This window comes from Flavobacterium sp. IMCC34518 (genome assembly GCF_027111095.2).
Classification (GTDB): domain Bacteria; phylum Bacteroidota; class Bacteroidia; order Flavobacteriales; family Flavobacteriaceae; genus Flavobacterium; species Flavobacterium praedii.
Genome location: NZ_CP114284.2, coordinates 1347904 through 1372439 on the forward strand (window position 1 = coordinate 1347904; position 24536 = coordinate 1372439).

Below are 24536 nucleotides of genomic sequence, written 5' to 3' on the forward strand. Positions count from 1 at the left end.
ATGCAAACCAGTACCACCATTCACGATGCTTTCCTAAAAAAAATAAACAACTATATGTTTATCATTTTACTATTGATGGTAGCCTGTTTTTTTACCTGGAGTGAAAATATAAACATTACTAGAGCTATAAAAGTGGTGGGCAGAATGGGATTGATGCTATCCTCCATTGGTATTTATTATAAAATTATACGCTACGGGGCGGTAAACACTTTGGGCTATAAAAATACTTTTTCTCCATTACTCTATTTAGGGTATTTGGGTTTAGGCTTTTTGTCTTTTATGTGGAGTACCAACCCTGGCTTTAGTGCTTTGCAATGGTTTATGACTTTTCAGAGTTTTGTATTTGCTTATTTTTTTATAAAAAGTATCAAACTATTAGACTCTTTTTTTGAAGGTCACCACATTCGTTTGTACCATCTTTTGGGGAATACCGTTTTCGTTTTACAATTGATATTTGTGGTGGGAATGTGGATTGATCCAGATACTTTCTTCCGATTGACAAATGGAGGAGAAGAAGCGCGTTTGGGTGGTGTAATGATGAACCCGAATGAGCTTGGTATGCTTGCTGGAGTTGGTGTAGCCTGCTTAATCTTTGATTTGTACCGAAAAGAAAACAAAGCGTGGACCATTATCAAAATTTTGGTTATTTTCTATGCCTTATTCATGACGGGATCACGTTCTTCACTAATTGGTGTTTTAATAATCATCTTTTTCCACATTAATCAAACCAAAAAACAAGGTTTAAAAATGGCGATTATAGGATGTGTTTTATTGGTAATTCCATTTGCCATCAATCAAATCATTCTAAAAGGAGGAGACAAAGCTAGAATGGAAGAAATATTAACTTTAACTGGAAGATTACCATTTTGGCAAGCGCTAATTTCCGAAGGACTTCCAAGGGAACCACTATTGGGTTTTGGGTATATGAGAATTGATTATAAAGAATTTTTTCAAAGTGTACATACCTATCCGGGCAAAATGACGCACAACACCTTCATGCAAGTACTGATGAACTTAGGATTTATAGGTTTGTGTATTGCCTTACTTCAAATGTTTTTTACCTTATGTGCTTTCACTACAGAGAACAAAGAAACGCGCTTAATGCTGATTGGAATACTGATCCCAATTATAATCAATTCCTTTACCGAGTTTGGAATTTTTGGCGAAAGCAACTATGGAATCATGTTTTACCAAATGATAATTTTCTCAGTTTCTTTTAAAAACAATCCTCATTTAACCTCACTTCAAAAACTGTATTTAAGAAAAAGAAGACCTGATTTAGTGATTTAAAATTTCCAAAAAACAAAATTTTTCCAAATTATGGAAAATAGCACAATAGCAAAAACCATAAAACCCTTATAATATATGGGTTTTTGTTTTCTGGCACGGTTTTTCTAATAGTCATACTATAAAACGAATATTATGGAAGTTATTTTTAAAACTCTTGGATACACTATTTCTAAAGCCTCAATTAATTCTACAGAAAAAGTAGTCGAATTTCTTTATATCAAAAATCCTGATGGCACTCCAAGATGGATTTGGAGTAAAACCCAAAATCAACCATTATTTTTAAAATTCTATTCCACTAGCAGTATTAGAGCAAAAATGTTTGCGGCAATGATTCGTGTATTGTTTTATGCAAAACTTCAAAAATTAGTTTTCCCTAGCAAAAAGTTTTTTGTTGTAAACAAACTGAATCCATTATTCAACTTAAATGATAACTGGGCTTTATTTACCGGTACAGTTGGCCCCAATAATAAAGCCATTTTATATACTAATAATTCATTTTATAAAATCGCCACTTCCCTTTCGGCGCAAAAATTAATAGACAATGAGCATCAAATGTTGCAAGAAGTACATGGATCAATTCCAAATTTGAAAACTCCACAATCCATCAAAATATCAAATGAAATAATTCTCTTAACGGATGTTTCAAAAGATGGTAAAAGATCCAAAAATTGTACTCCAACACACCTCAACATTTTATCAGCCATAAGTTCTAAAAGAAGTAATACCATTTTATTAAAAGATTGGAAGTTTTATAAAACCTTAAAAAATAATTTTCAGAATATAAATGACGATAGAATCCCAGTAAATATGATTCGAAAGATGAATATCCTTTTAGATAATGCGAACCCATATGAAAAAGTAACCCTTACACTTTCCCACGGCGATTTTACACAATGGAATATGTATAAAGTAGACGAAACAATCGCTCTTTATGACTGGGAACTTGCCAGCTTTGATCGGCCAAAAGCTTTTGATTATTTCCATTTCATCATTCAAAATGGCATTATGGTAGAGCGAAAAAGTTGGACAGAAATTTATAAATCCATAAAAGAAAACTGTTCTGGCGCATTTGCAACTACACTATTTGATAATGACATTGATCAAATGAAACAATACTTAAAATGGTATCTCATATTGAATTGCATGTATTATTTGAAAGTATATGCTGCACAACCCAAATGGCATGCACAAATTGAGTGGTTACTACCCGTTTGGAATGAGGCATTGAATGAATTTATATCCGATGAAAAATCGTCAAGAGAATTACTGATTATGGATGTTTTTGATTGTATTCAAAACCAAGAATATGCCGGTTTGAAACTAGAATTTGGTTTTCCTGAATCCTTAAACGAGAATTCAGATATTGACTTGATTGTAAATAAAAACACCAGTAAAAGTTTAGTCTATTTTCTAAAAAAACATGCACTAGTCTCAAAAATCAAAACCAATAAGAAATCGTTTATGACTAGTATTCTTGTTTTTTTAAAGGATGGTTCGCTATTGGCTTTAGACTTAATCACTCAATTGAAGGTAAAAAACATTGAGATAATGGATGCAAAAAAAATAATTGCAAGCGGCTCTCGAAATAGATACGGCGTTAAAAATGCATCAGATAGAGATACGGCACAATTTATCGCTTTGTTCTATTTACTCAATGGTTCAAAAATTCCAACAAAATATCTGGCAACACAAAATTACCTTAAAAACACAACTTCTTCTTTTGATGTAATGCTTCAAAACAGCCCAAAAGAGGTGTTGAATTTTATTAAAAAAGAAAAACCAAATACCTCGTTTCATTACATCAAAAACACAATGAATTATTTTATGGATACCCTAAAAAATAGCTTGAACAACAAAGGTTTTGTAATCACCTTTAGCGGTGTTGATGGTGCCGGAAAATCTACTGTCATAGAAAATATAGCGGTAAGAGTCGAAAAACAATTGCGCAAAAAAGTGGTTGTATTGCGTCACCGTCCTTCGGTTTTGCCCATATTGAGTGTTTGGACAAAAGGGAAAGAAAAAGCACATCAAGACGCCATAGAAAGTTTACCGAGACAAGGAAAAAACAATAGTTTGGTATCTTCTTTATTTCGATTCTCTTATTATTATACGGATTACATTTTGGGTCAGTTTGTTGTTTATTTCAAACACATTTTTCGAGGTCATGTGGTAATTTATGACCGATATTATTTTGATTTTATAAATGATAGTAAGCGAAGCAATATTGAATTACCAAAGAAACTAACGGTGTTTTGCTATCGTTTTTTATTAAAACCAAAATTCAATTTTTTCCTTTTTGCAGATGCGGACATTATTTTAAAAAGAAAGCAAGAATTGAGTAAAATAACCATCGAAAAACTGACACATGACTATCATTCATTATTCGAATCGTTGAGTTCAAAAAGTCATTTCTCAACTTATGAAACCATTAACAACATAGAATTGGAAATTACTTTAAATAGAATAGTAGGTACTTTAATACAAAATGAAAAATGAAAACACTCCTCTTAAAAATCATCCAATTAAGAAACCCTACCTTTTTCTTTGATGAAGCATTAAATTCTGGCGCGTTGATTCAATTTATTTGGATTCAAATTTGGAGTTTATTGAGAGGGTGCAAAGTTCTTTTTTTGTTCCGAAATCCAAAAGGAATGTTGCTGGGAACTGGGGTTTCTTTTTTTAATAGTTCCAAAATAAAATGGGGAAAATTTCTAAGATTAGGCAATCAAGTCTCTTTGTCTGCTTTGAGTAAAAATGGTATTCAATTGGGCGATAATGTAAGCATTGGAGCCTTTAGTCGGATTATTGTTTCTACTTCATTACACGATCTTGGAGATAAAATCATCATTGGCAACAGCGTAGGAATTGGAGAATTTGCGTATTTGGGTGGTGCTGGCGGTCTTGAAATTGGCGACGAATGCATTGTTGGCCAATATTGGAGCTGTCATCCCGAAAACCACAATTATGAAGATTTAAATGTTTCTATAAGACACCAAGGAGTGACTAGAAAAGGTATTAAAATTGGAAAAAATTGCTGGATTGGAAGCAAAGTAACCATACTGGATGGAGTACAAATAGGAGACGGTAGCATCATAGCCGCTGGGAGTGTCGTAAACAAATCATTTCCTGAGAATAGTATAATTGGTGGTGTTCCTGCCAAACTTTTAAAAAATAGAAATCATGAGTAACAAAACTATAGTAGCCACTTGCTATGCCATAAATCCATACAAAGGCTCTGAAGACGGGATGGGATGGAATTTTGTTTACCAAATTGCCCGTTTCAATAAAGTATTTGCTGTTACAAGAGAAAATAACCAAGAATCTATAGAGAAATATATGAGTCAAAACCCAGATGATGTGTACAACAATATTACATTTCTTTATTTTGATTTGCCCTATTGGATGCGATTCTGGAAAAAAGGAGGCCGTGGCGCAATGCTTTATTATTATATGTGGCAAAAAGGAATTGTACGTTTCATCAAAAATAAAAATATTGATTTTGATATTGCACACAACGTAAACTTTCATAATGATTGGACCCCGAGTTTTTTATATAAATTAAAAAAACCAATGGTTTGGGGACCTGTTGGACATCATCCCATTATTCCACAACAATATCTAAAATTGGCCTCCACTTCATTTAAAGTAAAAGACCGTTTAACTTGGCTTGTGAAAAATTTCTTTTGGAAATGGTCACCTGCATTGAACAAAACCATCAAAAATGCCAATCATATTTGGTGCATGAATAATGGTGTTCCAAGTGCTTTAAAACTAAAAAATGAGTCCTTCTCTATTTTTCCATCAGTAGCTTCTGAGGATTTTTATACTAATGTTATTCCAAAAAAGGAAAACTTCCATATTATAAGTGTAGGTCGTTTTGTGACTCTCAAAGGATTTGATTTAACGTTGCACTCTTATGCTGCTTTTGTTAATTCGCTCACATTATCAGAGAGAAAAATATGCAAACTTACCCTAGTGGGATCTGGACCAGAAAAAGAATTATATAAAAAAATAATGATTCAAAACAATATTCAAGACTATGTGGAAATCATAGAATGGATTGACCGATCTGAATTAATGAAATTATATGAAAAATCAGCCGTTTTTCTATTCCCGTCCCATGAAGGAGCCGGAATGGTTGTCGCTGAGGCATTATCCTTTGGGTTACCCATCATTTGCCTGGACAACGAAGGTCCAGGACAATATATTGACAACAATTGTGGATTTGCAATTCCTAAATCAGATTACCTAGAAACAATTACTGATTTAAAAAAAGCCATTCAAAAATTATATTCAAATCCGGATTTATTACATCAAATGAGTATAAATGCCAGAAAAAAATACGAAGAAAAATTTACTTGGAATAGCCGAGGTCAACATTTACAAACCATTTATAATCAATTATAGCCATGAGAATTATAGCCATCCATTTATTAAACGATTATAGCGGAAGCCCAAAAGTATTAATGCAATTACTAAAAGGCTGGACTAAAAAAAATATAGAAACTCATCTATACACCTGCAGCGGGAGAGATGGATTTTTATCAAATATTACACAGGTAAAAAACCATTTTTATTGGTATCGTTTTGCTAAAAATCCCTTTATCCGACTATTGTTTTTAATGACAAGTCAATTTCTCCTTTTTGTTAAATTACTTTTTAAATTACAAAAAAATGATATTGTCTATATCAATACTGTTCTGCCTTTTGGAGCGGCAATTGCAGGCAAATTAAGAGGTTGCAAAGTAATGTATCATATACATGAAACTACAATGAAACCAAAAATTTTAAAATCATTCCTTTTTGGGATTGTAAAAATAACGGCATCGGAAGTCGTTTATGTTTCCAATTTTCTGGCCAATCAGGAACCTTTGAAAGTGAAAAAAAATGTAATTTATAATGTTCTGGAAAGCAGTTTTATCAAACAATCCCGCTTGAATTTTAATCCAGAAAAACGATCCAAAATAGTCCTAATGATTTGTTCGCTAAAAGCCTACAAAGGAGTAAATGAATTTCTAAAACTAGCACAAGTTAATTCAAAATTCACCTTTAAACTGGTTGTAAATGCCTCTCAAAATGAAATCAATGATTATTTTAAAAAAGAAAATATTCCGAGTAATTTAATTATCTATCCCACTCAAAAAGATACTCATTCCTTTTATAAAGAAGCGAGTGTGGTACTCAATTTATCCGATACTAATTTATGGGTTGAAACATTTGGGTTAACCATTCTTGAGGCAATGGCGTATGGATTACCAACGATAGTACCTCCAATTGGAGGTGTCATAGAACTTGTTGAAGAAGGTAAAAATGGGTATTTAATAGACAGTAAAAACATTGCTCTTATTTCAAAAAAACTAAATGATCTTTTGCTAAATTCTACATTATATTCTCAAATGAGTGAAAGCGCATTGGCCTATAGTAAGTTCTTTTGTGAGGACTATTTTGAAAATGAATCTACCCGAATTCTTTCCAATTAATTGCAAATATTCCAAAATATGGAAAATATTTAATTGTGCCAATTTAATGAACCCCCTGTTTTGTTGGATTTGTAAAAAATAGCATGATTATTGGCATACTAATATCAAATGGAACTAAAATGAAAAAAGATAAAATAGCCATCATTGGCACAGTAGGATTACCCGCAAAATACGGCGGATTTGAAACCCTTGCAGAACACTTGGTATCCCATTTGTCTGATCAATATGATTTTACGGTTTATTGCTCTCAAAAAAAATACAAAAAGGAAGAGCAAATTAAAAACTATAAAGGAGCCAAATTGAAATACATATCATTAGAAGCTAATGGAGTACAAAGTATTCCTTACGATACGATTTCAATACTTCATGCTGTATTCACTTCAGATGTATTGCTTATTTTGGGAGTGGCTGGTGCTTGGATATTGCCATTTGTTCGTTTATTTTCCAACAAAAAAATCATTATCTCCATTGATGGTATTGAATGGAAAAGAGATAAATGGTCCATGCTAGCTAAACTGTATTTGTGGTGGGCCGAAAAAATGGCGGTTCGATTTTCGCATATTGACATTTCTGACAATGAATCCATACAAGATTATACTGCACTACGATACGAAACCTTAAGTCGAGTGATTGAATATGGAGCCGATCATACGCTTGAAGTAAAACCTACACTTCAAGATATTGAAAAGTATCCTTTTTTAAAAAATGATTATGCTGTAAAAGTTTGCCGAATCGAACCCGAAAATAACGTCCATTTGGTTCTGGAAGCCTTTAAAATGCAACAAGAAATAAATTTGGTAATTGTTGGCAATTGGAACAACAGCGATTATGGAAAACTATTAAAAGAAACCTACATGAATACCCCAAACATTTCCCTTTTTGACCCCATTTACAATCAACGAGAAATCGATTTAATTCGAGGAAATGCCACTTTATACATACATGGCCATTCGGCTGGAGGAACAAATCCTTCACTTGTAGAGGCCATGTATTTGGCACTTCCGGTTCTTGCTTTCAAAGTTTCTTATAATATCACAACTACCGAAAACAAAGCAATATACTTTTCAACATCCAAAGAATTAATCCAAAAACTAAATACGTTATCAATTGCACAGAAAGAGGTTTTAAAACATGAAATGAAAAGCATTGCCAATCGAAGATATACTTGGAAAGTAATTGCCAAACAATATGAATTATTAATTCAAGAAGCTCTAGTTACAAAAAACAAACATAGCGTACATGCTGAAATAAAAAGTTTAGAACTTTCCTTTTTACAAGAATATCAATTGGCGCACTTACACAATAACTTCTTGTTTTATGAAAATCGATAATTATAAAGCATACCTTTTTAAAAAAGAAAAATTATGAAAACTAATATTATATATGCATCGTTTGGAATATTATCATTTCTACTTACTTTAATTCTTATTCCATTTTTTAAAAAAATAGCAGTAAAAGTCAATCTTGTAGACAAACCCAATTACAGAAAAATACATCAAGATGCTGTTCCTCTTGTTGGTGGAATTGCAATTGCAATCACTTTTTTTCTAGTATTCGCAATTCAATCTTTATTGTTTACCTATACAAAAGGATACATAACCATATTAGTGTCAGCATTTATACTTTTAATCGTCGGCATTATTGATGATAAAATGGATGTAAAAGCTAAATACAAATTAGCGATTCAATTGTTATTGTCGTTTATAATTGCTGCCTCTTCTATTCGAATTACATCTCTTTTTGGTTTATTTGGCATTTATGAAATTGCTGTTTGGGCACAATATGTGTTAACGATCATTGTGATTACAGGTGTAGTCAATGCTTTTAATTTAATGGATGGTGTTGATGGCCTTGTTGGCGGCTTATCATTACTAGGATTCACCATGTTTTTGCTATCCTCCTTTTATTTCAAAGATGCAAATTTAGGGTACATTAGTATTGTATTTATCGGAGCAATTATTGGTTTTTTAAGATTCAATTTGTCTGCAAAAAAAATATTTATGGGTGATGCAGGCTCTCTCTTTTTGGGCTTTATATTAATTTCCTTAGGAATACAACTCATGGAAAAACAATCAAATGTAACAAACACTAGTTATGGTTATGGTTTTATATTATTACTGGCTTTCTTTGCTATCCCAGTATTGGACTCCTTAAGAGTCTATATGGGGCGCATTAAAAGAGGAAACTCACCCTTTAGTGCTGATAAATCTCATCTACATCATTTGCTATTGACAGCTGGCTTAACTCACAAAAAAGTTTCGATAGTAGTAGTTGCACTTAGCTTGCTTTTCTATTTTATTGGTTTTGGGCTAATTTCCTTTTTCTCCATTACTTTAATAATTATAACTACTTTTTTGGTGTTTTGGTCCATTATTCGGTTTTTATTAATGATAAAAAAACTTGAAGAATGGAAAAATACTTTAAAAAAATTAGAACAGCGATAAGTCCAAAAACAAATCCTGAATGTGAAGATCTGCCGAAGGTCTTACCACCCTTCGGCCTCTTTTTGAATTTTCTTGGTTAAACTTTTAAATACTAAGTTATACGAATGATCTATCAATTCTTTCAATAAAACATCAGGAACATCTTGATTTATAGCAATTGTATTCCAATGTATTTTGCTCATGTGAAAACCGGGTTGTATGGCATCGTATTCGGCTCGTAGTTCTTGTGCGCGTTCGGGATCACACTTTAGATTCATAGAGGGATTGCCCTTTTCCCATTGTAATAAAGAGGATAAAGCAAACATTTTTCCGCCTACTTTAAAAACTAAAGTGTCTTCGTCGAAAGGAAAATGTTCCGTGACTCCTTTTTTAGAAAGGCAATATTCGTAATAGGTTTCTAGGTTCATATTTAATTATTTTCCGATTTCGCCCAAATGGGTAAACTTAAAACCCGATTCATATTTCAATCCATAACCAAACAATCTATCCATAGACGAATGGGCAAATAAAACTACTCCTGAAAGCTGAATTGCAGTATTAGAAAAATAAATTCCAATCAAATATACCGCAATGGCAATGCCTCTATGATGAGCCAAATTATAACAAAAAGCACCAACTTTATCTCCAAATACATAGCCAATCATAGAGAAATCAGGAACTAAAATTAGTGCCAAAAACCACCACCAAGCATAGTTCAATTGGCTAAAAAAATAAATACCGAGTATAAATAAACCTAATTCTTCGAGTTTGATAATTGTTTTCATCATACTATTTTTTCCATCATTCTTTCTGGGTATGCCAAAGCTTTGAACCCAAATTTCTCATATAAAAAATGAGCATCTTTGGTTGCCAATCTCCATATTTTAATATTTCGCAAAATAGGTTCTTCCATCATTGTCGAAACCAAAATAGACGAATATCCTTTTCCCCTGTGCTCTTCAGTAATAAAAACATCCATCACATAGGCAAAAACCACATAATCGGTAATTACCCGAGCAAAACCAATTTGTTGCTCATCCAAATAAATCCCGAAACAAATGGAACTGTCAATTGTTTTCTGCACTTCTTCAATCGTTCTGCCCGCAGCCCAATAAATATCTTTTAGAAAATTTTGAATAAAAGGAACGTCGAGTTTCTTTTTATCGGTGGAAACTTGTATCATATTTGGTATAAAATAGGTTTACTCGGACTCGCATCGTTCTCGAAAGAAGCAATTTGCAAATTCAGCAAATAACTGCCGTCTTCTATTTCATCAGCGACATAAATCATTTCGGTAATCGTGCAATCCAATCTCGCACTAGCATTTAAAATGTTGACATCTTTTACATTCCAAAATGCTTTGTGTGCCAATAATTTTCCTTCATCATGTTCTTTGTCCACACTCGGTAAATCGATCAGCAAATGTTTAATTCCGTTTTCGCGAATAAAAAGCGCCGCATCTTCTGCCAAATAAGGCGGGTTGGTATTGGAATATTTCTGTGATTTTTTTATTTTAAAATTGGGTAATGTTCGAATAATGATTGCTTCAGGAGTTTTCAAGCCCAATGCTTTTTTAACCTGATTTCTGCTGATCACCCAGTCTTCCGCTTGCATTTCCGGCACAATTGAAACCAGTTCGGCCAAAAAGAAAAACTGTTTCAAACATTGATTGATGCTGTAAAACTCTCGAGTAATATGACCCAGACATTCTGTGTGTGTTCCATGACCGTGAGGATTGAAGGAAATGGTATTGAAATTTGTAGAGGCTCCTTCTTTTATGCTTCCTATCCAATCGCCAAAAACAACGGGTTCTATTTCTGGTTTTTCGATGTACCAAGCAATAGGATTCTCGTCTGAATTAGTTAACGGAATCGAAATATCAATCGGTTTTGATAGATCGACTTTAAATTCGTTGTTGATGGTTGCTATCATAATTTTAACCGCAAGGTCCGCAAAGTTTTACGCAAAGTTCGCAAAGAAATTATTATTTAACTAGAGATTATTTACTACTCTCTTAATTCCGTTTTTTATTAAAACAACATTAAAATTTATAAGCAAACCTAATTTACAATCTGTTAATTTCAAATAGGTTAATAGTTGTGCAAAATGAATGTCATTTAAAGCATCAATGGATTTTATTTCTAAAATTAATTTGTTTTCTATTATAATATCTAGACGATATCCCACATCTAATTTAACTTCTTCATAAACTAAAGGTAAAGGTTTCTGTTTTTGAATTTCTAATCCTGTCTTTTTTAATTCATAAAACAAACATTCTTCATAAGCACTTTCTAAAAGTCCTGGACCCAAAGTTTGATGTACTTTTAGCGCACAATCAAAAACAACTCTAGATAATTCATTTTCAGTCATAATTTTTACCGCAAGGTTTTTTTACCGCAAGGAGCTCAAAGTTTTAACCAAAGTTTGCAAAGCTAGACTCCTAAATCTTTTCAAGGAAATAAATATAAGAAAAATATTTAAATAGCGTTCTTTGCGTAAAACTTTGCGAACCTTGCGGTTAAACCTCCGAATTTAAATAAAACAAATCACTTGCAATTCCATCTGTCAAAAATTTTCCTTTTGGAGTTGGTTTCAAAATCTTCTCGATACTATTCCGCCCAAAAGCGGAATCACTCGAAGTGACGATTTCAAGCAAATCATCGTTTAGATATTTTTTCGCTTGTTTGTATAAATACTCTAAATAATCACTTCCGAATTCAGTTTCAATTCTATCCAAAGAAACACCCCAGATCGTTCGCAAACCAGTCATAATATATTCGTTGTAACGGTCGGCAACGGAGAGAATCTCAATTTCATTGGGTAATTTATCTTCCTGTATGGATTTTAAATACAAGGAATTATTCGAGACATTCCAGCTTCGAGAAACACCGTCATAACTATGGGCTGATGGGCCAATTCCTAAATATTTTTTCCCCAACCAATAGGCCGAATTATTCTTTGAAAAATAATTTTCTTTTCCAAAATTGGACAATTCGTAATGAATAAAATCATTCGCTTCCAATGTTTCGACCAAAATGGCAAAGTGTTCCTGAGCCGATTCGTCATTGGGTTTGGCTATTTTTCCAGTTTGAATGAGTTTATTCAAAGCCGTTTTGGGTTCGACAGTCAAGGCATAACTGGAAATATGCGGTATTCCAAAAGACAAAGCAGTTTCGATATTATGCTTCCATTTTTCATTGCTCATTCTTGGAATTCCATAAATTAAATCGAGGGAAATATTATCAAAATAGTGTGTCGCTTCTTCCAAACATTTTTTGGCTTCGACCGAATTATGAGCACGATTCATCATCTTCAAATCATCTTCAAAAAAAGATTGAATACCTATACTGAGTCGGTTGATTCGGCTTTTGGACAATTCTACAATTCGCTCACTTGTCAAATCATCTGGATTCGCTTCGAGGGTAATTTCTGGATTTTCAACAACGCTATAATGATTGTAAACTTCGGCAATCAAAAATTCAATTTGTTCTGTGGTCAATACAGAAGGTGTTCCTCCACCAAAGTAAATCGTTTCAACAAGTTCGTCCTGAAATTCCGTTTTGCGCATTTGCAATTCTTTGGCAATAGCCAAAACCATCTCTTCTTTCTTCTTCATTGAAGTCGAAAAATGAAAATCGCAGTAATGACAAGCCTGCTTGCAGAAGGGTATGTGTATGTAGATGCCGCTCATTTAGTAGTGTTCAGTGTTCAGTTTTTTAGTGATCAGTCTAGGATAAGTGGTCAGTTTTTTAGTGGTCAGACTTATTGAATTTCGTCGGATTATTACTGAATACTAAAAAAACTGAACACTAATTACTCTTTCTTTACTCCAAACTTCTCTGGATTTAATATCATATAATTAACGAGTTTCCCGATTTCTAAACTCTCCGAAATAAGTTCTTGATAAATCGTCTCTGAAATATATTTACACGCAAATGCAAATTCTAACCAAACTTGTGTTTCTGAGTTTTCGCCGTCAGAATCGGTTAATTTACTGTGAAAATGTCTTGGATAAATTCTTTTTCTATACGCTTCGGCAATAGTAACAGGAACACTTCTGGATGAACGTCTAATTTGATCAGTCAATGAATAGGTCTCTTCTTTTGGAAAGCTTTTTGTTATTTCAAAAATCTTCATTGCTAACGAAAATGATTTTTTAAAAGCTAATAAATCCTGAAATCTCATATATGGATTTTTTAAATTGAATATTCTATTTTAAACACTACTTCTGAAAACTGATTACTTTTTGCGACTGATCACTAAAAAACTGACCACTGATCACTATTTCTTAACTCTTTCCTCATTCTGTTTTACAAAAGCATCCCAACCTGTATAGCTTTTTTCACCGATCACTTTCCCAGAATTAAAAAAATGGCAAACAGCTGCTGCCAAGCCATCTGTTGAATCCAAGTTTTTAGGTAATTCTTTCAGTCCCAATAATTGTTGAAGCATTTTGGCCACTTGTTCTTTGCTGGCATTTCCGTTTCCGGTGATGGCCATTTTTATTTTTTTGGGTTCATATTCAGTTATTGGTATGTCTCTGGAAAGTCCCGCAGCCATTGCCACACCTTGCGCGCGACCCAACTTCAGCATCGATTGTACGTTCTTGCCAAAGAACGGAGCTTCAATCGCAATTTCGTCTGGATGATGCGTTTCTATTAATTCTATGGTTCGTTCAAATATTATTTTTAGTTTCTGATAATGGTTGTCATATTTGGACAATTGCAATTCGTTAAGTTGCAAAAATTCCATTTTCTTATTCACAATTTTTATCAATCCAAAACCCATAATCGTGGTTCCAGGGTCAATTCCTAATATAATGCGTTCTTTTGTCACCTTTTGTTTTTAAATTGTGGTACTGATATTTTTTATTTATTAGAATTGCTTTTCATCTCTTCCAACATGGCAATTATCTTATCCAATTTTTCGGCTTCAATTTTATCCAACTTAATGGTCAAAGCTTCAATTTCCAATTTTGCATCTATATTGGTTTGATAATCGGATTGCGCTTGAATTCGGTCTCTTTCACTTTGTCTGTTTTGCGACATCATAATAATTGGTGCTGCATAAGCCGCCTGAGTGGAGAAAACTAGATTCAGCAAAATAAAAGGATAGACATCCCAATGACTCATATACGCGAGAAGGTTTAATCCCATCCATACTATTACAAAAACACTTTGAATAATAATAAATTTCCAAGACCCCATTCCTTTAGCAACAGAATCAGCCAAACGACTGCCAAAACTTAATGCTTCTATATGTTTTTCGTGCCAAGTTTTGTTATTCTTCATCTCTTTTAAAATTTGTTTTATTTGAATCATTTCTGTTATTAGACAAAGATACTCGAAGTGCACACAGCCATTCGCGAAGTTTGAATTCGCTAACAAAATAAAGAGTCTTTGCGAATCTTTGCGAAATAGCATTTTCACGACGATTTTCCTTTACTTTGCGGTATGATTTCAATTTCACACAAAACTAAGCAATTCCTCGTACTTCTAGTCAAACTTTTGATTGTAGGTGGTGCCTTTTATTTTATATACAATCAATTGGCCAACAATGACAAACTCGACTGGCAAAAATTCTTGGTATTGTTTCATAAAAATCAGTCTGTTTTGGGAATTGGATTTATTCTGCTTTTGAGTGTCTTGAACCGCTTCTTTGAAATTTTAAAATGGAAATATTTGGTTTCCTACCTCCATCCTATTTCTTTGGCAGAAGCCACCAAGCAAGTTTTGGCAGGTTTGACTGCAGGATTATTTACTCCAAATGGCGTTGGAGAATATGCCGGAAAAGCATTGTATTTTGACAAAAAAGAAGCCAAGAAAGTCGTGTTTTTAAATTTGATTTGCAATGGAATACAAATGATCTTAACTGTCGTTTTTGGGATTTTTGGATTGTTGTATTTCAATGCACAATACAATGTAATTACGACCAAAACGGTTGCTGTACTTTTCGGAATTCTGATATTCCTATTTGTGGTTTTATTTTCAGTCAAAAAAATCAAAATCAAAGGCTATTCGATAGAAAAACTGATTCATAAAATTAACGAAATTCCAAAATCGATTCATCAAAAAAATACCCTTTTGGCCATTTTACGGTATTTGGTTTTCTCGCATCAATACTACTTTTTGTTTTTGGCTTTTGATGTTGATTTACCTTATTTAATTCTCATCTCAGCCATTTCCAGTGTTTACTTTCTAGCTTCTTCTTTGCCTACATTCCAGTTTTTGGATTTTGCTGTAAAAGGAAGTGTGGCAGTTTATTTCTTTGGAATATTGGGCGTTAATGAATGGGTAGTGGTTTTTGTCACTACGTTAATGTGGTTTTTGAATGTAGTTTTACCGGTGGTGATTGGGAGCTATTATGTGCTGAATTTCAAAAGCCCCCTCGCCCCCGAAGGGACAATTGCTAATCTCAAAGAAAAACAATGATTTTTGCTTTACTAGGCATAGCAATCGTTTATGTGCTGACTATAAGTTGGCTCATTTATGGTTTTACCAAAATAAATTTATTCGAATACATTGGCTTGCCGCCAAAAACGAGCTTTAGCATTATTGTTCCTTTTCGGAATGAAGCTGAAAATTTGCCCATTTTATTAGAAAGCTTTTCACAATTGAATTATCCGACGGATTTGTTTGAAGTGATTCTGGTTGATGATCAATCGGATAAAGAGTTTAAAGTTTCAGGTTTAAAGTTTAAAGTTTCGGTTGTTAATAATGTTCGGATTTCAAATTCACCAAAGAAAGATGCCATTACAACGGCTATGCAAATCGTAAAAACTGAATGGGTCATCACCACTGATGCTGATTGTGTGGTACATAAAAATTGGTTGCTGGCTTTGGATAATTTTATACAGTTGCATCACGCTTCGATGATTGCTGGAGCAGTTACTTATGATTGCCAAAATTCGTTTTTGCATCATTTTCAGCAATTGGATTTGGCGAGTTTGCAAGGGGCTACCATAGGAAGTTTTGGAATTAAAAAGGGTTTTATGTGCAATGGCGCCAATTTTGCTTATACCAAATCATTTTTTCAAAAGTTAAAAGGTTTCGATGGAAATTCTGCAATAGCCAGTGGCGATGATGTTTTTCTGTTGCAAAAGGCAATTGCCAAATACCCTGAAAAAGTAGCGTATTTAAAATCGAAAGATACCATTGTGACTACAAAACCTTTGAACAACTGGAAATCATTGTTTTACCAACGCGTGCGCTGGGCATCCAAAACTACTTCGTACCAAAGTGATTTTGGAAAAAGATTGGGACTGCTTGTGTTTGTGATGAATTTTGGGTTGGTTTGTTGTTTGGGGCTGACCGTTTTTGGAATTCTTCCCTATTTTTCTCCTGTGTTTTATTTCCTGATCAAATTTGGAATTGACACTGTGCTGATTCAGCAAACAAATAGATTCTTGACTAAGCATAAAATCCATTATTTGCTTTTAAGTAGTTTGTGGTATCCCGTTTTCAGCACTGCTGTGGCTTTGTATTGCTTGTTCGGAAAATACGAATGGAAAGGAAGACGGTTTTAAACAAATCTTGTAATGAAAATGAATGCCCTAGCCCAGATGGAAACGGCATCCTGTTGTCCTGGGGTTCAGGGCAACAGATATAGTGTACAGCTGGAAATTGCTCCTTAAAAAACTACTCGACCTTTAAAATTACAGGAAGTATAAACTGGGTTTTTACGGGTAATCCTCTTTTGATTGCTGGATTTATTTTAGGAAAATCGACTAAACGAGCTTTCAGGATACTGTCAATTTTTATTTTATCATAAGCCACTGAATCTTTTGGGAATTGCGGTTCAAATTTCATGGTGGCATTCGGGAAAACGGTCACTTTGACTTCAATCGTGTCCAACTCCGGATAAAGCATGGCTAAGGTGTCATTGCACAATTTCTCTTGAATTAACTGGGTTAAAACCTCAAAGAAACATTGTTGGCGTTGTTTTTTATCCTCGATTTTGTCACAATCGACAACCGATGGATATTCGTCTACCTCTTTCCAATTGATGGACTTCAATTCCTTTTGCAGCAATTCCTTTTCGGAAGGAACCTGCTTGTCAAAATATTGACAGGAATTAAAAAGTATAAAGACTATAAAAAAGGGAAACTGCTTCAATGTTTGTTTTTTGAATGGGACAAATATGTTATAAAAATACAATTATTTTCCTCATATTCGTATATGATTAAGGTCTTGTATTATTGGCATCAAAATTACTAAAAATATTTTTATGGATATCCTGCTTTTGTTATTGGGTTTTGTTTGTGTTGTTGTAGGTGTTTTTGGGAGTTTTTTGCCTGTTCTGCCTGGACCAAGCATAAGCTGGGTTGGAATTGTATTGTTGTATTTTACAACTGCTGTTCCCGCCAACTATTGGATTTTGGGCATTTCCTTGTTGATTACTATTGTGCTTACCGTTTTGGATTATATCATTCCTGCCAAGGGAACCAAAAAATTTGGCGGAAGTTCCTATGGCATTTGGGGAACCAATATTGGTTTGATTATTGGTATTTTTGCTCCAATTCCTTTGGGCTTTATTATCGGGCCGTTTGTTGGTGCATTTATAGGAGAACTTATATATGACAACAAAAACCACAAACGTGCTTTGAAAGCGGCAACAGGCTCCCTTCTGGGCTTTCTGGCTTCTTCTTTTATGAAATTTGTGGTTTGTATGATGTATTTGGGATTGTTTCTTTGGATTGTGTGGAAAAATAGTAATGCATTGTTTTAGAAAAATAACTTCTTTAAAAAACAGATATTTTCACCTTAATCAAATTTACAGAACAATATTAATTTTTAACACCATGAGGTTTAATTGAATCCTCTTCGCTGGTATCATACTATTCAAAAAAAGAATTTATGAAATTCTACGCTTTTTGGTTTGTATTAAAAAAGATACTATTTTTTAAATTACCCTTACTTTTCATACAAAAATAGCAATAAGTTAAATTTTAAGCGTTAAATTATGCAGATTGACGCTATTTTCAATTAAGCTTATAAAAAAAATAGTTGTAAGTTTGCGCATTAAAATTAGTAAAGAATGTTTTTTTTAGAAAAACTAAATTACTTCTGGAATTAATATAAATTTATTTTCTGTTTTTACAATAAGTTATAAATATGGTCTTCAAAAAATCCTTTAGCACACTTATTCTTTTGCTGTTCAGTATGTTTGGATTTGCTGGACCAAATCCCCCTTCACCAACAGGTAAAGGAAAACCTCCAGATCTACCAATAGACGAGAATTTAACAATTGTATTAACAATAGTAACTCTATACGGCTTGTATACAATTTACAAACACATAAAAAACAAAAAAGCGTCAATTTAATTGACGCTTTTTTGATACAGACATTATCTGTAATTTATTTGTTACTATAAAGTCTAGAGACATACTTCCCAATTACATCAAATTCCAAATTCACTTTGGTTCCAACTACAAAAGTATGAAAATTGGTGTGCTCATAAGTATAAGGTATAATTGCAACACTGAAATTATTTTTACCTGAATCCACAACTGTCAAACTAACCCCATTTACAGTGATAGATCCCTTTTCAATAGTAATATTTTGTAATGAAGAATCGTATTCAAAGGTATAAAACCAACTCCCATTAGTTTCATTTGCCGCAACACATGACCCTACTTGGTCAACATGTCCTTGTACGATGTGACCGTCTAATCGATCACCTAATTTCATCGCTCGTTCTAGATTAATTTTATCACCTACGTCCCAAGTTGAAATATTTGTCTTCTTTATTGTTTCTCCTATAGCAGTAACAGTATAAAGATCCTTATCTATAGCAACAACGGTTAAGCATATTCCATTATGCGCCACACTTTGATCTACTTTTAATTCTTCAGTGATGGAAGAATCGATAGTAATATGGAGATTATCTTGTTCTTTTTTAACTTCTTGAACAGTTCCTAGTGTTTCAATAATTCCTGTAAACATTTCTTGTTTTATTTTACTAAATTTGCACTTCAAAAATAGCAATAAATAACTTAAGGACATTATGAAAAAAGCAGAAAATATAATCGTAGGGATTTCAATAGGAGATTTGAACGGTATTGGAAGCGAAGTGGTTCTAAAAACATTCGAGGATTCTCGTATGCTTGAACTTTGTACCCCAGTTATTTTTGCCAATGTAAAGATACTGTCGTTTATTAGAAAAAATTTTGAATCTACTGTTGCGCTTCATGGCATAGATAAATTAGATCAAATTGTCGTTGGCAAAGTCAATGTTTTTAATCTATGGAAAGAAGGGATTGATATAAATCTTGGAGTAAATGACGAAAAAGTTGGGGAATATGCCATTAAGTCCTTTATTGCAGCCACTAAAGCACTAAAGGAAGGAACTATTGATGTTTTGGTAACTGCTCCTATCAACAAATACAACATTCAATCAGATACGTTTAAATTTCCTGGACACACAGATTATTTGGATCAAGAATTGGAAGGCAATGCTTTAATGTTAATGGTTCAAGACAACTTAAGAGTTGGTTTATTGACAGATCATGTGCCTATTAACGAAGTAGCTTCTCATTTAACTGAAGAGTTGATTTTTAAGAAAATAGAAACAATAAAGAAAACCTTAATTCAAGATTTTAGTATCAATAAACCAAAAATTGCAGTTTTAGGCTTAAATCCCCATTGTGGAGATGGCGGTGTTATAGGTACCGAAGATGATGCTGTACTGAAGCCGGCTTTAAAAAAATTATTCGAAAAAGGCACTTTAGTTTTTGGCCCATTTGCCGCTGACGGTTTCTTTGGAAGCAATCAATATGAAAAATATGATGCCATTATCGCTACGTATCACGATCAAGGGCTAATCCCTTTTAAAACACTTTCATTTGGAAACGGCGTAAACTATACAGCAGGTCTAAATAAAATTAGGACTTCTCCTGATCATGGAACTGCTTATGACATTGCTGGCAAAAATAAAGCCGACTATAATTCTTTCAAAGAAGCGGTTTATCTTGCAATTGATATCTATAATTCCAGAAATCAATATGCTGAAATCAGCCAAAAGCCTCTAAAAACAAAAGAAAAACAGTTGTAAACAAAAAAAGGTGAATAACATTATTAGATTTCCATTTATTTTATATCTTTGCACTCCCGAAGTTTAGGGCAAATTGTTGTTGAAATGAGCAAGACTAAAGAATATGTAATTCCTTTCGTAGGATTGAAGCTAGGAAAACACAAATTTGAGTATCAAATAAATAACGCGTTCTTTGAAATCTTTGATTATAATGAATTTCAAAATTCAGATATCAGAGTAAGTGTAGTTTTAGACAAAAAAAGCAACCTTTTAGAAATTGATTTCAAACATAAAGGAACAGTTAATGTGCCTTGTGATCTAACAAGTGAAGATTTTGATTTACCCGTAAAAGGGAAATTAAAATTAATTGTTCGATTTGGAGATACTTATAATAATGATAATGAGGAATTGTTAATCGTACCGTTTGGCGAATTTGAGATTGACATCTCTCAATATATTTATGAGATGATCGTTCTTTCAATTCCATTACGAAGGGTTCATCCAGGAATCAAAGATGGAAGTTTAAAAACAGAAGCTTTGACAAAACTGAAAGAATTAGCAATTGAAGAACAAAAGAAGAAAAAAAAAGAAGAGAAAAAAGAAGAGAATATAGACCCACGTTGGGACAAATTAAAGCAACTATTAACGGATAAATAATATAGTAAAATGGCACATCCTAAGAGAAAAATCTCGAAAACAAGAAGAGACAAAAGAAGAACACATTACAAAGCTACTGTAGCTCAAATCGCTACATGTCCTATCACTGGAGAAGCGCATTTATACCACAGAGCCTACTGGCATGAAGGAAAAATGTATTACAGAGGACAAGTTGTTATAGATAAATCTGTAGCTCTTGCTTAATACGTTTTTGTAAATAATATTGGAACTCTCACTACGTGAGAGTTTTTTTTGTTGTTTATAATTTCCCCAAATAAGAAAACTTAAAAACAGCTAGTTTAGTTTTTTTATTGTAATTTTAAAGTCTTTTAAAAATTTTGCAAATGGCAACATTTGACAATAAATAATCGCATATAATGAGTACAATTACAGCCGCAATTACCGCAGTTGGTGGTTATGTTCCCGACTTTGTTCTTTCAAACAAAGTATTAGAAACAATGGTCGATACAAATGACGAATGGATAACCACACGCACAGGAATTAAAGAAAGAAGAATACTAAAAGATAGTGATAAAGGAACTTCATTTCTTGCAATAAAAGCTGCTCAAGATTTAATAGCAAAAGCAAACATTGACCCTCTTGAAATTGATTTAATTTTAATGGCAACTGCAACCTCAGACATGCCAGTAGCTTCTACTGGTGTATATGTAGCAACCGCAATAGGAGCTACCAATGCTTTTGCCTACGACTTACAAGCTGCATGTTCTAGTTTTCTTTACGGAATGTCTACAGCTGCCGCATATGTTCAATCTGGAAGATACAAAAAAGTATTACTAATTGGAGCTGATAAAATGTCTTCAATAGTCGACTATAAAGACAGAGCTACATGTATAATCTTTGGAGATGGTGCTGGAGCAGTATTGTTTGAGCCAAATTACGAAGGATATGGCTTACAAGATGAATATTTAAGAAGCGATGGCGTAGGTCGTGATTTCTTGAAAATTCCAGCTGGAGGTTCACTTCTTCCAACGAGTTTAGATACTGTAAATGACAATATGCATAATATTATACAAGACGGAAAAACCGTTTTTAAATATGCAGTTACCAATATGGCCGATGCTAGCGAATTAATTCTCAAAAGAAATAATTTAACCAACGAAGATGTAAATTGGTTAGTTCCACACCAAGCAAATAAGCGTATTATTGATGCAACAGCGCATAGAATGAACTTAGAGGATGCCAAAGTATTGATGAATATTGAAAGATACGGAAACACTACATCAGCAACATTGCCTTTAGTACTTTATGATTTTGAACACCTTTTCAAAAAAGGAGATACCATAATCTTTGCCGCTTTTGGTGGTGGCTTTACTTGGGGATCTATTTACTTAACTTGGGCCTACGATAAAAAATAAATTAAACTAAAAAGAAATAATTATGGATTTAAAAGAAATTCAAAATCTAATCAAATTTGTAGCAAATTCAGGTGTTGCAGAAGTTAAATTAGAAATGGATGATGTTAAAATCACCATCAGAACTACTTTAGAAGGAAGTGTAACCGAAACAACATATGTTCAACAGCTACCTTCTCAAAATGCACTTCCACAAGCTGCTGCTCCACAACAAATTGCTCCAGTTGCAGCTACTCCAGAAGTTGCTGTTGTAGAAAACGCACATTATATTACAATAAAATCACCAATCATTGGTACTTTTTATAGAAAACCGTCTCCAGACAAACCAATGTTTGTAGAAGTTGGTAAATCTATTGCAAAAGGAGATGTTCTTTGTGTTATTGAAGCCATGAAATTATTCAACGAAATTGAATCTGAAATATCTGGTAAAATTGTAAAAATATTAGTAGATGATATGTCTCCTGTTGAATTTGACCAACCTTTATTCTTAGTAGACCCTTCTTAATTTTAGATTTTAGATTATAGATTTCAGATTATAGATTTCAGGTTTTTAAATCTGAAATAGTGTTTTAGGTTTTATGTAGTTGTCATTTTTGAAAATAAATTTCACTTATACTATGAATCTATTTTTCATTTTTCTATAATCGGTTTGTCTAATTCTCTAAACCGTCTAATTATCTAATTTTAAAAAATATGTTTAAAAAAATACTAATAGCCAATAGAGGAGAGATAGCGCTTCGTGTTATCCGTACTTGTAGAGAGATGGGTATCAAGACAGTAGCGGTTTATTCTACTGCAGATGCTGAAAGCTTACACGTTAAATTTGCTGACGAAGCTGTTTGCATAGGACCTCCTCCTAGTAATTTATCTTATTTAAAGATGTCTAATATTATTGCAGCTGCAGAAATTACAAATGCAGATGCAATACATCCAGGTTACGGGTTTCTTTCAGAAAATGCTAAATTTTCTAAAATTTGCCAAGAACACAACATAAAATTCATTGGTGCTTCTCCAGAAATGATTGACAGAATGGGAGATAAAGCTTCCGCAAAAGCCACTATGATTGAAGCAGGAGTACCTTGTGTACCAGGTTCAGTTGGGATTTTGGAATCATTCGAACAAGCAGCAGAATTAGCCAATAAATTTGGATATCCTGTAATGTTAAAAGCCACTGCTGGTGGTGGAGGTAAAGGAATGAGAGCTGTTTGGGCTCCAGAAGATTTACTAAAAGCATGGGAAGGTGCACGTCAAGAATCTGCGGCTGCTTTTGGAAACGACGGAATGTATCTTGAAAAACTTATTGAAGAACCTCGTCATATCGAAATCCAAGTTGTTGGTGATTCTTACGGTAAAGCCTGCCACCTTTCAGAAAGAGATTGTTCGGTACAACGTCGCCATCAAAAATTGACCGAAGAAACTCCTTCTCCATTTATGACCGACGAGTTACGTGCCAAAATGGGTGAAGCAGCTGTAAAAGCAGCAGAATATATAAAATACGAAGGTGCAGGAACTGTTGAGTTTTTAGTAGACAAACACAGAAACTTTTACTTCATGGAAATGAACACTCGTATCCAAGTAGAGCACCCTATTACTGAACAAGTAGTTGATTACGATTTAATTAGAGAGCAAATTTTAGTTGCTGCTGGCGTGCCAATTTCAGGTAAAAATTACTTACCACAATTACATGCTATTGAATGTCGTATCAATGCCGAAGATCCTTACAACGACTTCAGACCTTCACCAGGAAAAATCACTACACTTCATATGCCAGGCGGACACGGTGTACGTCTAGATACCCATGTGTATTCTGGATATACGATTCCACCAAATTACGATTCTATGATTGCCAAATTAATTACTACAGCACAAACTCGTGAAGAAGCTATTAGTAAAATGAGAAGAGCTTTAGACGAATTTGTAATCGAAGGTATAAAAACAACCATTCCATTTCACAGACAATTAATGGATGAACCTAGATACATCGCAGGAGAGTACACCACTGCCTTCATGGATACTTTCAAAATGAATGATCCAGAATAAAAAATTAAATCCCATTCTTACAATGAATGGGATTTTTTTTAAACAAAATATTTCAAATATCAAGTATAAAAAATAGTTGGGCGTGCCACCATAAAGAGAAGTGGCCCAACATATACACCGCTTATTCGGCCACTTCTCTTTATGCTGTCGGGCTGTTGCTGCTACTTCGGTAGCTTAGCCCATCCCTCACGCGCTCGCAAAACCATTCGAATAAACAACATATCCAACTTTCCGTAGACCA

29 protein-coding genes are annotated in these 24536 nt (G+C 33.5%); 18 read left to right on the forward strand and 11 right to left on the reverse strand.

What is annotated here, in order from left to right; all coding sequences use genetic code 11:
* From OZP06_RS05930 to OZP06_RS05960, 7 genes are all read left to right on the forward strand, one after another.
* Complete coding sequence (locus OZP06_RS05930; protein WP_281324353.1) at positions 1-1290, forward strand: O-antigen ligase family protein; 1290 nt, start codon at positions 1-3, stop codon at positions 1288-1290.
* A 132-nt stretch (positions 1291-1422) separates the two neighbouring features.
* Positions 1423-3786 (forward strand): hypothetical protein, encoded by a 2364-nt coding sequence (locus OZP06_RS05935; RefSeq protein WP_281324354.1) that lies wholly within the window; start codon positions 1423-1425, stop codon positions 3784-3786.
* On the forward strand, positions 3783-4478 hold the full coding sequence (locus tag OZP06_RS05940) for an acyltransferase (protein ID WP_269224077.1): 696 nt from the start codon (positions 3783-3785) through the stop codon (positions 4476-4478). Before OZP06_RS05935 ends, OZP06_RS05940 begins: the two co-directional genes overlap by 4 nt.
* A complete protein-coding gene (locus OZP06_RS05945; RefSeq protein ID WP_269224078.1) occupies positions 4471-5697 on the forward strand; it encodes a glycosyltransferase in 1227 nt (408 codons plus the stop codon). The genes OZP06_RS05940 and OZP06_RS05945 overlap by 8 nt, the downstream gene beginning before the upstream one ends.
* A 2-nt stretch (positions 5698-5699) precedes the next feature.
* Positions 5700-6770, forward strand: coding sequence for a glycosyltransferase family 4 protein (locus OZP06_RS05950; RefSeq protein WP_281324355.1), 1071 nt, complete (start codon positions 5700-5702; stop codon positions 6768-6770).
* A gap of 119 nt (positions 6771-6889) precedes the next feature.
* Positions 6890-8101 (forward strand): DUF1972 domain-containing protein, encoded by a 1212-nt coding sequence (locus OZP06_RS05955; RefSeq protein ID WP_269224081.1) that lies wholly within the window; start codon positions 6890-6892, stop codon positions 8099-8101.
* 33 nt (positions 8102-8134) lie between these two features.
* The gene (locus tag OZP06_RS05960) at positions 8135-9214 is read left to right on the forward strand and encodes an MraY family glycosyltransferase (protein WP_281324356.1); all 1080 of its coding nucleotides are present in this window, start codon (positions 8135-8137) and stop codon (positions 9212-9214) included.
* A 41-nt stretch (positions 9215-9255) separates the two neighbouring features.
* Here OZP06_RS05960 and OZP06_RS05965 read toward each other — a convergent pair whose 3' ends face one another.
* The 6 genes from OZP06_RS05965 to hemW form a co-directional block, all read right to left on the reverse strand.
* Positions 9256-9621 carry an MmcQ/YjbR family DNA-binding protein gene (locus tag OZP06_RS05965; protein WP_269224085.1) on the reverse strand — a complete coding sequence of 122 codons (366 nt, stop codon included), beginning with the start codon at positions 9619-9621 and terminating at the stop codon, positions 9256-9258.
* A 6-nt stretch (positions 9622-9627) separates the two neighbouring features.
* The gene (locus OZP06_RS05970; protein WP_281324510.1) at positions 9628-9978 is read right to left on the reverse strand and encodes a DUF4260 domain-containing protein; all 351 of its coding nucleotides are present in this window, start codon (positions 9976-9978) and stop codon (positions 9628-9630) included.
* Positions 9978-10376, reverse strand: a complete 399-nt coding sequence (locus OZP06_RS05975; protein WP_269224086.1) for a GNAT family N-acetyltransferase — start codon at positions 10374-10376, stop codon at positions 9978-9980. Before OZP06_RS05975 ends, OZP06_RS05970 begins: the two co-directional genes overlap by 1 nt.
* On the reverse strand, positions 10373-11125 hold the full coding sequence (locus OZP06_RS05980; protein WP_269224087.1) for a cyclase family protein: 753 nt from the start codon (positions 11123-11125) through the stop codon (positions 10373-10375). Before OZP06_RS05980 ends, OZP06_RS05975 begins: the two co-directional genes overlap by 4 nt.
* A 60-nt stretch (positions 11126-11185) precedes the next feature.
* A complete protein-coding gene (locus tag OZP06_RS05985) occupies positions 11186-11563 on the reverse strand; it encodes a GxxExxY protein (RefSeq protein WP_269224088.1) in 378 nt (125 codons plus the stop codon).
* A 148-nt stretch (positions 11564-11711) separates the two neighbouring features.
* On the reverse strand, positions 11712-12884 hold the full coding sequence (hemW, locus tag OZP06_RS05990; RefSeq protein WP_269224089.1) for a radical SAM family heme chaperone HemW: 1173 nt from the start codon (positions 12882-12884) through the stop codon (positions 11712-11714).
* Here hemW and OZP06_RS05995 point away from each other — a divergent pair.
* Complete coding sequence (locus OZP06_RS05995; protein ID WP_269224637.1) at positions 12837-12962, forward strand: hypothetical protein; 126 nt, start codon at positions 12837-12839, stop codon at positions 12960-12962. The genes hemW and OZP06_RS05995 overlap by 48 nt on opposite strands.
* A gap of 44 nt (positions 12963-13006) precedes the next feature.
* Here the strand turns inward: OZP06_RS05995 and OZP06_RS06000 are convergent, their stop codons facing one another.
* The 3 genes from OZP06_RS06000 to OZP06_RS06010 all read right to left on the reverse strand — a co-directional run bounded on the left by OZP06_RS06000 (position 13007) and on the right by OZP06_RS06010 (position 14484).
* The gene (locus tag OZP06_RS06000) at positions 13007-13378 is read right to left on the reverse strand and encodes a four helix bundle protein (protein ID WP_269224090.1); all 372 of its coding nucleotides are present in this window, start codon (positions 13376-13378) and stop codon (positions 13007-13009) included.
* Positions 13379-13474: 96 nt separating this feature from the next.
* Entirely contained in the window at positions 13475-14029 is a 555-nt protein-coding gene (ruvC, locus tag OZP06_RS06005; RefSeq protein ID WP_269224091.1) for a crossover junction endodeoxyribonuclease RuvC, read from the reverse strand.
* 32 nt (positions 14030-14061) lie between these two features.
* Entirely contained in the window at positions 14062-14484 is a 423-nt protein-coding gene (locus OZP06_RS06010; protein WP_269224092.1) for a DUF1003 domain-containing protein, read from the reverse strand.
* 162 nt (positions 14485-14646) lie between these two features.
* Here OZP06_RS06010 and OZP06_RS06015 point away from each other — a divergent pair, with 162 nt between their 5' ends.
* Both OZP06_RS06015 and OZP06_RS06020 read left to right on the forward strand, forming a co-directional pair.
* Entirely contained in the window at positions 14647-15624 is a 978-nt protein-coding gene (locus OZP06_RS06015; RefSeq protein WP_281324357.1) for a lysylphosphatidylglycerol synthase domain-containing protein, read from the forward strand.
* Positions 15621-16718, forward strand: a complete 1098-nt coding sequence (locus tag OZP06_RS06020) for a glycosyltransferase (protein ID WP_269224093.1) — start codon at positions 15621-15623, stop codon at positions 16716-16718. The genes OZP06_RS06015 and OZP06_RS06020 overlap by 4 nt, the downstream gene beginning before the upstream one ends.
* Positions 16719-16830: 112 nt before the next feature.
* Here OZP06_RS06020 and OZP06_RS06025 read toward each other — a convergent pair whose 3' ends face one another.
* Positions 16831-17307 carry a hypothetical protein gene (locus tag OZP06_RS06025; RefSeq protein WP_269224094.1) on the reverse strand — a complete coding sequence of 159 codons (477 nt, stop codon included), beginning with the start codon at positions 17305-17307 and terminating at the stop codon, positions 16831-16833.
* A 112-nt stretch (positions 17308-17419) separates the two neighbouring features.
* Between OZP06_RS06025 and OZP06_RS06030 the strand changes: the two genes are divergently transcribed.
* Together OZP06_RS06030 and OZP06_RS06035 are read left to right on the forward strand one after the other, a co-directional pair.
* Entirely contained in the window at positions 17420-17920 is a 501-nt protein-coding gene (locus OZP06_RS06030) for a DUF456 domain-containing protein (RefSeq protein WP_269224095.1), read from the forward strand.
* Positions 17921-18306: 386 nt separating this feature from the next.
* Entirely contained in the window at positions 18307-18516 is a 210-nt protein-coding gene (locus OZP06_RS06035; protein WP_269224096.1) for a FeoB-associated Cys-rich membrane protein, read from the forward strand.
* Between the two features lie 34 nt (positions 18517-18550).
* Here the strand turns inward: OZP06_RS06035 and OZP06_RS06040 are convergent, their stop codons facing one another.
* A complete protein-coding gene (locus OZP06_RS06040) occupies positions 18551-19138 on the reverse strand; it encodes a riboflavin synthase (protein WP_269224097.1) in 588 nt (195 codons plus the stop codon).
* A gap of 58 nt (positions 19139-19196) precedes the next feature.
* Here OZP06_RS06040 and pdxA point away from each other — a divergent pair, with 58 nt between their 5' ends.
* The 6 genes from pdxA (at position 19197) to accC (ending at position 24295) form a co-directional block, all read left to right on the forward strand.
* Positions 19197-20246 carry a 4-hydroxythreonine-4-phosphate dehydrogenase PdxA gene (pdxA, locus tag OZP06_RS06045; RefSeq protein WP_269224559.1) on the forward strand — a complete coding sequence of 350 codons (1050 nt, stop codon included), beginning with the start codon at positions 19197-19199 and terminating at the stop codon, positions 20244-20246.
* Positions 20247-20330: 84 nt separating this feature from the next.
* Positions 20331-20882 carry a DUF177 domain-containing protein gene (locus OZP06_RS06050; RefSeq protein ID WP_281324358.1) on the forward strand — a complete coding sequence of 184 codons (552 nt, stop codon included), beginning with the start codon at positions 20331-20333 and terminating at the stop codon, positions 20880-20882.
* 9 nt (positions 20883-20891) lie between these two features.
* On the forward strand, positions 20892-21086 hold the full coding sequence (gene rpmF / locus OZP06_RS06055; protein ID WP_022828950.1) for a 50S ribosomal protein L32: 195 nt from the start codon (positions 20892-20894) through the stop codon (positions 21084-21086).
* 173 nt (positions 21087-21259) lie between these two features.
* Positions 21260-22258, forward strand: a complete 999-nt coding sequence (locus tag OZP06_RS06060; protein WP_269224099.1) for a beta-ketoacyl-ACP synthase III — start codon at positions 21260-21262, stop codon at positions 22256-22258.
* A 22-nt stretch (positions 22259-22280) separates the two neighbouring features.
* The gene (gene accB / locus OZP06_RS06065) at positions 22281-22760 is read left to right on the forward strand and encodes an acetyl-CoA carboxylase biotin carboxyl carrier protein (protein WP_269224100.1); all 480 of its coding nucleotides are present in this window, start codon (positions 22281-22283) and stop codon (positions 22758-22760) included.
* A 188-nt stretch (positions 22761-22948) separates the two neighbouring features.
* Complete coding sequence (accC, locus tag OZP06_RS06070) at positions 22949-24295, forward strand: acetyl-CoA carboxylase biotin carboxylase subunit (RefSeq protein WP_269224101.1); 1347 nt, start codon at positions 22949-22951, stop codon at positions 24293-24295.
* Positions 24296-24536 lie beyond the last annotated feature (241 nt).